At 63.5% G+C, this 9,422-nt stretch carries 10 protein-coding genes; 6 read left to right on the forward strand and 4 right to left on the reverse strand.

Annotated elements, in window-relative coordinates; all coding sequences use genetic code 11:
- The first annotated feature begins 86 nt into the window (after positions 1-86).
- The 3 genes from ACHWUQ_RS10535 to ACHWUQ_RS10545 all read left to right on the forward strand — a co-directional run bounded on the left by ACHWUQ_RS10535 (position 87) and on the right by ACHWUQ_RS10545 (position 2,577).
- Positions 87-1,043: a LysR family transcriptional regulator gene (locus tag ACHWUQ_RS10535; RefSeq protein ID WP_239810082.1), complete on the forward strand. Its 957-nt coding sequence runs from the start codon at positions 87-89 to the stop codon at positions 1,041-1,043.
- Positions 1,044-1,132: 89 nt separating this feature from the next.
- Positions 1,133-1,633 (forward strand): hypothetical protein, encoded by a 501-nt coding sequence (locus ACHWUQ_RS10540; protein WP_312526275.1) that lies wholly within the window; start codon positions 1,133-1,135, stop codon positions 1,631-1,633.
- 515 nt (positions 1,634-2,148) lie between these two features.
- Positions 2,149-2,577: a hotdog fold thioesterase gene (locus ACHWUQ_RS10545; RefSeq protein ID WP_394681083.1), complete on the forward strand. Its 429-nt coding sequence runs from the start codon at positions 2,149-2,151 to the stop codon at positions 2,575-2,577.
- Position 2,578: 1 nt separating this feature from the next.
- On the opposite strand, the gene ACHWUQ_RS10550 is transcribed toward ACHWUQ_RS10545, so the two are convergent.
- Both ACHWUQ_RS10550 and ACHWUQ_RS10555 read right to left on the reverse strand, forming a co-directional pair.
- Entirely contained in the window at positions 2,579-3,310 is a 732-nt protein-coding gene (locus tag ACHWUQ_RS10550) for an aspartate/glutamate racemase family protein (protein WP_394681084.1), read from the reverse strand.
- Between the two features lie 79 nt (positions 3,311-3,389).
- Complete coding sequence (locus tag ACHWUQ_RS10555; protein ID WP_394681085.1) at positions 3,390-4,274, reverse strand: amino acid ABC transporter substrate-binding protein; 885 nt, start codon at positions 4,272-4,274, stop codon at positions 3,390-3,392.
- Positions 4,275-4,498: 224 nt separating this feature from the next.
- Between ACHWUQ_RS10555 and ACHWUQ_RS10560 the strand changes: the two genes are divergently transcribed.
- Complete coding sequence (locus tag ACHWUQ_RS10560; protein ID WP_394681086.1) at positions 4,499-5,716, forward strand: D-amino acid dehydrogenase; 1,218 nt, start codon at positions 4,499-4,501, stop codon at positions 5,714-5,716.
- 13 nt (positions 5,717-5,729) lie between these two features.
- Here the strand turns inward: ACHWUQ_RS10560 and ACHWUQ_RS10565 are convergent, their stop codons facing one another.
- The gene (locus tag ACHWUQ_RS10565; protein ID WP_394681087.1) at positions 5,730-6,629 is read right to left on the reverse strand and encodes a LysR substrate-binding domain-containing protein; all 900 of its coding nucleotides are present in this window, start codon (positions 6,627-6,629) and stop codon (positions 5,730-5,732) included.
- Between the two features lie 17 nt (positions 6,630-6,646).
- Complete coding sequence (locus ACHWUQ_RS10570) at positions 6,647-7,249, reverse strand: cob(I)yrinic acid a,c-diamide adenosyltransferase (RefSeq protein ID WP_230774000.1); 603 nt, start codon at positions 7,247-7,249, stop codon at positions 6,647-6,649.
- 154 nt (positions 7,250-7,403) lie between these two features.
- Here ACHWUQ_RS10570 and ACHWUQ_RS10575 point away from each other — a divergent pair, with 154 nt between their 5' ends.
- Both ACHWUQ_RS10575 and ACHWUQ_RS10580 read left to right on the forward strand, forming a co-directional pair.
- Positions 7,404-7,628 carry a hypothetical protein gene (locus tag ACHWUQ_RS10575; RefSeq protein WP_312453198.1) on the forward strand — a complete coding sequence of 75 codons (225 nt, stop codon included), beginning with the start codon at positions 7,404-7,406 and terminating at the stop codon, positions 7,626-7,628.
- A gap of 135 nt (positions 7,629-7,763) precedes the next feature.
- Positions 7,764-9,185 (forward strand): FAD-binding oxidoreductase, encoded by a 1,422-nt coding sequence (locus ACHWUQ_RS10580; protein WP_394681088.1) that lies wholly within the window; start codon positions 7,764-7,766, stop codon positions 9,183-9,185.
- The last annotated feature ends 237 nt before the right edge of the window (positions 9,186-9,422 follow it).

The following is a 9,422-nucleotide window of genomic DNA, read 5'->3' on the forward strand; positions in this document are numbered from 1 at the left end:
ACGCAAGCCCAACCTGGGTGACAGGCAGGGCGGCTTGCGGCGTCCAGAGGGTCCCTGGGTTAAAACGCAAGGCCTACAATCGCGCCATGGCTATGCATTTTGACTTGGTGGATCTGCGCCTGATGGTGCATGTGGCAGACGCGAACAGCATGACGCGGGGGGCCGAGCTGTCGTTCATCTCGCTGCCGGCGGCCAGCACCCGCATCAAGAACCTCGAAGAGAGCATGGGTGTCAAGCTGCTGTACCGCACCAGCCAGGGCGTCACCTTGACCTTGCCGGGCCAGGCCTTTGTGCAGCATGCCCGCACGGTGCTGGGCCAGATCGAGCACCTGCGCGGCGACATGCAGGAGTACGCACGCGGCATCAAGGGCCATGTGCGGGTGTTTGCCAACACCACGGCGCTGGGCGAGTTTCTGCCTCCGGTGCTGCGCGCCTATCTGCGCAAGCACCCGGATGTGGACATCGACCTGCGCGAGCGCCTGTCCAACGACATCATCCGCGCCGTCGGCGAAGGCCAGACCGATATCGGCATCGTCGCCGGCCAGGTGCGCACCGAAAGCCTGGTCGCCATGCCCTACCGCAGCGACCGCCTGGTGCTCGTCGTCTATGCCGACCATGCCCTCGCCCGCCGCAAGTCCGTGGCCTTTGGCGATACCTTGGAATACGACTACATCGGCCTGCACGAATCCAGCGCCATCCATGCGTTCCTGCGCCAGCACAGTGACCTGCTTCACCGCCCGATCAAGCAACGCATCCAGGTGGGCAATTTTGAAGCCGCCTGCCGCATGATCGAAGCGGGCGTAGGCATCGGCATCCTGCCCGAATCCGCCGCCCGCCGCCATGCGCGCAGCATGGACATCCGCATCATCAGCATCTCGGACGAATGGTCCAACCGCGAGATGCAGATCGTCGTGCGCAACCTCGAATCCCTGCCCTCCTTCGCCCGCGAGCTGGTGGAGCTGCTGGTCGAAGACGGCGCCAGCGGCGACGACGGCCTGGGTGAGGCGGACGGCGATGGCGAGCAGGTGCCAACGAGCAATTGAGCGAACGCTTACAAAAATCTCGGATCGCATGTTTCTGGTGCGCAACGGCACGCCGGTGAATTCATGGGTTGGCTTGCTACATTGGGGAGATGAAAAATCTACCTGAAGGCAACCCGGCTGCAGTCGAGAGTTCCAATGATTCACATGAGTGGCACACCAATCCATCCTTAAGTCTTGGGGGTGCAGGCGCAGCACTTGCAGTACTGCTGGTTGCCCTCCAAATAAACGCTGGCATTTCAAATGATGATCGGATTTGCTCCGTTGGCTTATCGGCATCAGCATTCGTACTTTGGCTTTGCTCTTTTTGCATCAACTTCACCAGCCACTCCACAGCCAATAAAAACCTTCAGTTCGCCGCAATCCCCCTCTGGAAAAACACTAGTCTTTCCGTTCTCTGCCTCGCTATTAGTCTCCTAGGGACAGCCATTTTTTTTCTGGTTTGGGACGCCAACCAAGCAGCTGCAGTCATCGCTTTTGCTCTCACAGTAATATGCACTTTTTTGGTACTCGCATTCCAGAGGGCTCTCAAGCGCTATATGCCGCCTGCTGATTCTGCAGGGGATTCGTCTCCACCATCCGACAGCGAATAGAAACCGCTTGGCAACCAGCCACCGCCACAGATAAACACGCGGCTTGACAGTGGCTCGGACGTGTTTTATCGTCGGCCCCCAATAGCTCAAACCGCCCACCACTCCGGTGTTGGACCGATGGGAGAGCAGCGGTATTGCTGTACCGTGAAGCAACAGCACAGTGAAGTAAACAGCTGTTCTCCGCCGCGCAAGCGGTCCCCCTCAGGGGTTAAAGCGAACTTCGCGATCTTTTGGAAGGGGCCTAGTGGCCCCTTCACCTTCTCTGGCTTATTACGCAGCAGCCCAACTCTTGCGGTGCTTTCGAACGATGGCATCAAGTTCCAAACAAGTATGGATTTGGCGCAAGCTTCCTTCCGCCAAGCCCGCTATTTTTTCGCCTGCTCACATGCCCCCACCAAAGCTGCCACAAAGCTCACCCCAGCGCCCCGCCTCAACCGGCGCGTCATGCAGGCGGTAGGCAGCCGGCTTGCGCAGCGCTATGCTGTGGCATCACTTTTGTGGAGCCTGGACACCCCATGACTGCTATCTGGAAAAAGCCCATCTCGCTGGACGTGCTGCGCGACAAGGCGCGCAACACGGCGATTGAACACCTGGGCATCGAATATGTGGAGATCGGCGACGATTACCTGGTGGGCCGTGTGCCGGTGGACCACCGCACGCACCAGCCCTATGGGCTGCTGCATGGGGGGATCAGCGTGGTGCTGGCGGAGACGCTGGGCTCCGTGGGCGCCATGTTCTCGGCGCCCGAGGGCTGGCGTTGTGTCGGCCTCGATATCAATGCCAACCATATCCGGGGTGTGCAAAGCGGCTGGGTCACCGGCACCGCCAAACCCGTGCATATCGGCCGCATGACCCAGGTCTGGCAGATCGAGATGGTCAACGACGAGGGCAAACTGACTTGCGTGTCGCGCATCACGATGGCGATGCTCGAAAACGCGGACTGATTCAGTCGCCGTAGGCCACGCGCGCCAATGCCTTGGCCAGCTCCCAGGCCGGGTCGATCAGCGGCAGGCCTTGCACGCTGTCGGCCCCGGGCAGGGCCAGCGGTATTTCGGTGCAGCCCATGATCAGGGGCACATCGCCATGGCGGGCGCGCATGGCCTGCGCCACGGCGGCGAAATCGGCGCGCGCCTGGTCCATGCGGTCGGCCTTCACACCCTGGTAGATGCCGCGCATCAGCTGCTCGCGCTCGGCCTCTTGCGGCAGGTACACGGTGATGCCGCAGGCGGCCAGCGCCTGGTCATACAGGCCAATGCGGTAGGTGCCTTGCGTGGCCAGCAGCATGCAAGACGGCTGGCCTTGCTGCTGCAGCCCCTCGGCCACGACGCGCGCGATATGCAGCAGCTGCAGCTGCGGGTAGGCCTGCTGCAGGCGCCCATGCCAGGCATGGGCGGTATTGCAGGCCACGGCCACCGCCTGAGCACCGACGGACTGGAGCTTGTCCAGGCCCTGGCACATCATCGCGAAGGGGTCTTCTGCGGTCTCGGGCGCCAACAGCGCTGCGCTGCGGTCCGGTATGGGCAACTGGGCCAGCCAGTGCTCGGGGTAGCCCTGGTCGGTAACGGGTGCGCCGCTTGCGCGCACATGGTCTGCGCAGGCCTGTACAAACAGGCGCACAAAATCAGCGCCTGCTGCCGGGCCCATGCCGCCCAGAATGCCTACGGTGTGAAGCTTCATGCCGAACTCCAGAGAAAATGAAAAATGGCCCGTTGCCGGGCCATTGCAGTGCGTGCCTTGCACGACACGGGATTGTCCATCAGATCGCAGGCTTGTCGCTTTGCGCGGTCAGATTGTCCTGCAGTTCCTTGTTCATCGGCAGGCCCAGCGCCTGGTTCTTCGGAGGGATGGGCTGCAGGAACCACTTGTCGTACAGCTTGGTGAACTCGCCCGACTTCATCATGCCGCCGATGACGCCATCGACGATCTTCTTGAACGCTGCATCGCCCTTGGGCAGCATGCAGGCGTAGGGCTCGACTTGCAGTGCGTCGGCCACCACTTCGTAGGCCGCCGGGTCCTTGGAGTTGGCCTTGAGGCCGAACAGCAGGATGTCGTCCATCGCAAAGCCGGCTGCGCGGTCGTTTTCCATCAGCAGGAAGCCGTCAGCATGGTCCTTGGCCAGGGTGATGTTGATGTCCAGCTTCTGGTCGGCGCTGTACTTGCGCACCACAGGCAGGTTGGTGGTGCCGGTGGTGATCGCCAGGGTCTTGCCCTTCAGATCAGCCCAGTTCTTGATGCCCGCGCTCTTCTTTACCGCCACGCGGGTGCCGGTGTAGAAGTAGTTGATCGCGAAATCCACGTCCTTGTTGCGGGCGCTGTTGTTGGTGGTGGAGCCGCATTCGAGCACCACGGTGCCGTTCTGGATCAGCGGAATGCGGTTGGCCGAGGTGACGGGTTGCCACTTGACCTTCAGGTCGGGCTTGCCGATTTCCTTGCGCACGGCGTCTGCCACGGCGTTGGAGATGTCCACCGAGAAGCCGATGGCGTTCTGGCCACCGGAGAGGTAGCTGAACGGCACCGAGGATTCACGGTAGGCGAACGTGATTTCGCCCGAATCCTTGGCCTTGGCCAGCACATCGGCAAAGGCCGAGGGCAGGCAGGCGATGGCGGCAGCAGCACAGACCAGCGACTTAACAAACTTCATCGGGAACCTCCTTGAATCAAACAATAGGAACAGTGTAGAAACCAGCACTTTGTTTCAACAATGCCTTTTTGGGACAGGCCCATAACGCTTGGTTATGGTGCATGGCATACCGCACAGAGGCGGAACCGCTGTACCTATAAGCAAATGGCATGCCTGTTGCCCATTTTGCTATGCGACAGGCGGATTTCAAGCGCCTATATTTAAGGGTTTTCAGGGGGTGTTCCATGCAGGTTTGCATTCTGGGTGCGGGGATTGTGGGTTTGGCTGCCGCCTATGAGCTGACCCAGGCCGGGCACCAGGTGACGGTGGTTGACAAGGCCTCCCATGCGGGCAGTGGCACCAGCAAGGGCAATGGTGCGCAGCTGAGCTACAGCTATGTGCAGCCGCTGGCCGACCCTGCGATCTGGAAGCAGCTGCCCAAGCTGCTGTTCAGCAGCGATTCGCCGCTCAAGTTCCGCCTGCAGGCCGATCCCCAGCAGTGGAAATGGGGCCTGGCCTTTCTGGGCGCCTGCAATGCCGACCGCTCCGCCGCCAGCACCCGCGCCTTGCTGCAGCTGGCTGCCGTCAGCCGCCAGCGTTTTGAGGCCATGCAGACCCAGGTCGGGGGCGACTGGGACTACAGCACCACCGGCAAGCTGGTGCTCTACCCCAGCGATGCAGCCGTGCAATCGGCGCGCCACCAGGTCGATGTGCAAAGCCAGCTGGGCAGCGCGCCGCAGCGCATCGTCGGCCCCGACGAAGCGGTGGCGCTCGAGCCCGCGCTGGCCGCCTACCGCAGCCAGTTTGCCGGCGCCGTGCACACGCCCAGCGAGTGCGCCGCCGATTGCTACCAGGTCTGCCGCCAGCTCGAAGACTGGCTGCGCCAAAAGCGCGTGAAGTTCATCATGGACACCCCCATCGAGCGCCTGCGCCGCGAAGGGGGCAAGATCGTCGCGCTGCAGACCGCGCACGGCGAGATCGAGGCCGACCACTTCATGGTCGCGCTGGGCGTGGACAGCGTGGCGCTGTGCAAGCCGCTGGGCGTGGATCTGCCGGTCTACCCGCTCAAGGGCTACAGCATCACGTTGGACGTGGCCGCAGCAGGCCGCAAGGCACCGGCGGTGAGCATCACCGACAGCGCCCGCAAGGTGGTGTTTGCGCGCATTGGCCAGCGCCTGCGCGTGGCCGGCATGGTGGAGCTGGTGGGCCACGACCTGCGCATTCCGCAGGACAAGATCCGCAGCCTCTGTGCGTCCACCGAAGCGGTGTTTCCCGGTTGCAGCGATTACGTCAACGTCCAGCCCTGGGCCGGCCTGCGCCCTGCCACGCCGACGGCCGTGCCGATTGCCAAGTCGGCCGGTGCCAGCAACCTCTGGATCAACACCGGCCATGGCGCGCTGGGCTTTACGTTGGCGTTTGGCACCGCTGCACAGCTGACCTACGACATCGGCCAGACCGCCTAAACCGCAAATCCGCCTACAGCTGCGCCGCCAGCACCTTCTGCATCTCGCGCGTGATGGCCTTGACCAGCAAGGACTGCGGCTGCGAGACTGCGCGGATCGCATTGACCGGCACCTGCAGGCCCGGCGCCAAAGGCAGCACATCGACCTTGCTGTGGTCCGCGGACAAGGCGGTGCAGCCATCGACCATCGCGACGCCCAAACCATGGTGGGCCATCGCCAAGGCCGTGTGGTAGGTCTGCACCGTCACAAAGTGGTCCAGCCCGGCGCTCGATTCGCGGGCCAGCTGGCTCAGCAGCATGCCGACGGGGTCTTGCGCATCCAGGCTGATGGTGGGCACGCCGGTCAGGTCCTCGAGCGCGAGGCTGCCTGCGCGCAGCTTGAAGGGCGGCAGCATGCCCTTGGGCACCACGCAGACCATGGGCACGCGCGCCAGGCTCTCCTGCTGCAGGCTGGCCTGCTGCACATTGCTGAGCACAAAGCCGACATCGGCCTCCTGCATCATCAGCGCCGAGACGATCTGCGGCGAATGCAGCGACTGCAGGCTGACGCTGACATGCGGGTGCTTCTGCTTGAACTGCGCCAGCGCCCGGGGCAGTACCTCGTGGCTCAGCGCCAGCACGCTGGCAATGCGCAGCTCATCGCCGTCGCGGCCCTTGCGCAGGCTGTCGGCCAGGCGCTGCACCTCTTCGAGCTGGGCAAACAGCTTTTCCATATGCGGCAGCAAGGCCAGCGCCTCGCTGGTCGGCGCCAAGCGGCCCTTGCTGCGCTGGAACAGCGCAAAGCCCAGCTGCAGCTCGGCATGCTGCAAGGTGCGGCTGACGGCCGGCTGCGAGATGTTGATGAGCCGCGCCGCAGCGCTGACGCTGCCGGTGTGCATCACGGCGTTGAAGACTTCGATATGGCGCAGGCGCATGGGCGGGGCCTCGCGGGTCAGCGGCCAGCGCCGATGTTGCTGCCGCCAGGGCCATCTTCTGCCTGCATGCGCGCCAGCCGCGCGCTCTTCCAGTACACATCGTCACCGCCATCGACACGGTTGAGCACACGGGCCAGCACAAACAGCAGGTCGGACAGGCGGTTGAGGTACTGGCGCGGCGCGGGGCGCATGGCCTCGCCCTGCTCCAGCGCCACCACCATGCGCTCGGCGCGGCGCGCCACGGTGCGGCAGACATGGGATTGCGCAGCAGCGCGCGTGCCTGCGGGTAGGATGAATTCGGCCAGGCGCGGCAGCTGCGCGTTGTAGTGCGCCAGCGCGGTATCGAGCTGCAGCAGTGCATCGTCCTTGAGCAGTTCGTAGCCGGGCATGGACAGCTCACCGCCCAGGTTGAACAGCTGGTGCTGGATGTCGATCAGCAGCTCACGCACATCGGCGGGCAGGGGCTCGCACAGCAGCAGGCCGATATGGGAGTTGAGCTCGTCGACATCGCCCATGGCCTGGGGGCGGCCGCTGGCTTTGGAGACACGGCTGTTGTCGCCCAGGCCGGTGCTGCCATCGTCACCGGTTCTGGTCGCAATTTGGGAGAGACGGTTGCCCATGGGTAATCCTTGTAAAGCGGCTGTGAATCTCCGCCTATTTTCTGTTACCGGCGCGGTAAATATGTAGCCGAGGCAACACTAAGCAAAAATGATAGCAAACAGCGCCGATTCCGGGTTCAATAGAGCCATGTCGGAATGACGAAAGGATCTACAGATGTCTGGCAAGTTTTTCGCCCACCCGTTTGACGCCCGCAGCGTGATGCTGTTTGCATCGATTGCGGTCACATCGGCGATGGCCAGTGCCCAACCGCTGAGCAGCAGCCAGCAGCGCATCGGCCAGGCTGCCAGCGGCAGCCGCATTATCCAGGTCGAGCGCCAACTGGGCACCCATGACCCGCGCCGCCACCAGGCGCGCCAGCCGGTCAAAAAGTCTCTCTGACCAGCGTCCCCCGCTGATTCTCCCGAACTCTCCCTCTCCCCGCTACGGCGGGGTTTTTTCATGGTCGGCTGCAGCACAGCGGACAGCGCTGAAAGGCGGGCGGTGCTATTCTTGGCTTTCGCCCCGGAGAACCCCATGAACGCGCCCACCTCCTCCCACATCCTGGCTGCTGCGCAGCGCCCTATTCCCGATGCCTTCATGGCAGCGCTCAGTGCCCGTTTTGGCAGCCAGTGCGTGACCTCGCAGGCCGTGCGCGAGCAGCATGGCCGCGACGAAGGCTCGATCACCGCGCCGCCACCGGCCGCCGTGGTCTATGCCGAATCCACGCAGGACGTGCAGGATGCCGTGACGCTGTGCCACCAGTACGAGGTGCCCGTCATTGCCTACGGCGCCGGCTCCTCGCTGGAAGGCCATCTGCTGGCCGTGCAAGGCGGCATCAGCATCGATGTGGGCCGCATGAACCGGGTGCTGTCGATCGACACCGAGGACCTGACCATCACCGTGCAGCCGGGCATCACCCGCAAGCAGCTCAACGAGGCGATCAAGGACACGGGCTTCTTCTTCCCGATCGACCCGGGTGCTGACGCCTCCATTGGCGGCATGGCATCGACCCGCGCCAGCGGCACCAATGCCGTGCGCTACGGCACCATGCGTGAGAACGTGCTGGCGCTGGAGGTCGTGACCGCCAACGGCCAGGTGATCCGCACCGGCAACCGCGCCAAGAAAAGCGCGGCCGGCTACGACCTGACACGGCTGATGGTGGGCAGCGAAGGCACCTTGGGCATCTTTACCGAGATCAGCCTGCGCATCTACCCGCTGCCCGAGGCAGTGAGCGCCGCCATCTGCTCGTTCCCAACCATTGAAGCGGCCGTGCGCACCGTCATCGAGACCATCCAGCTGGGCATTCCGATTGCGCGCGTGGAGCTGATCGATGTGAATGCGGTGCGCATGGTCAATGCCTACAGCAAGCTCGATCTGCGCGAGGAACCGATGCTGCTGATGGAGTTCCATGGCTCGCCGACCGGCGTCAAGGAACAGGCCGAGATGGTGCAGGAGCTGGCCAGCGAACATGGCGGCAATGCCTTTGAATGGGCCGAGCGCCCGGAAGACCGCACGCGCCTTTTCACCGCCCGCCACAATGCCTACTTTGCGGCCGTCTCCAGCGTGCCGGGCTGCCGCTGCATCACCACCGACACCTGCGTGCCCATCAGCCGCCTGGCCGATGCGCTGCTGCAGTGCGTGACCGAGGCCGATGCCAGCGGCATCCCCTACTTTCTGGTCGGCCACGTGGGTGACGGCAACTTCCACTTCGGCTACCTGATCGACCCGGACAACGATGCCCAGCGCACCCAGGCCGAGCAGCTCAACCACCAGCTGGTGCAGCGCGCCATTGCGCTGGGGGGCACCTGCACCGGCGAGCATGGCATTGGCGTACACAAGCAGGGCTTTTTGCTGGAAGAGGCCGGCGAAGGCGCCGTCGCGATGATGCGCGCCATCAAGCAGGCGCTGGACCCGAAGAACATTCTGAACCCGGGCAAGATCTTCCAGTTGGGCTGATCGACAGGACCCCCTTAGAACCTGTTCAAAGTCTCCTCGCGCCGCGACAGTGTCTTTGCGAGATGGGATGCGAGGCGCAACACCGCAGCAATAGCCGCGCTATTGCGAGGATTTGCAACGACGCAGACCGCTCGCAAAGCCACTGTCCCGAAGGGTTGGAGTGAAATCGGGCGATTTCTTCGCGCTGGCCCTTGCTTGCACCCCGGTGCAAGCTGCGGACCATCGCTTCGAACTCAT

Origin of the sequence: uncultured Comamonas sp., from assembly GCF_964277875.1 — a bacterium.
Taxonomy (GTDB): Bacteria; Pseudomonadota; Gammaproteobacteria; order Burkholderiales; family Burkholderiaceae_C; genus Comamonas; species Comamonas sediminis.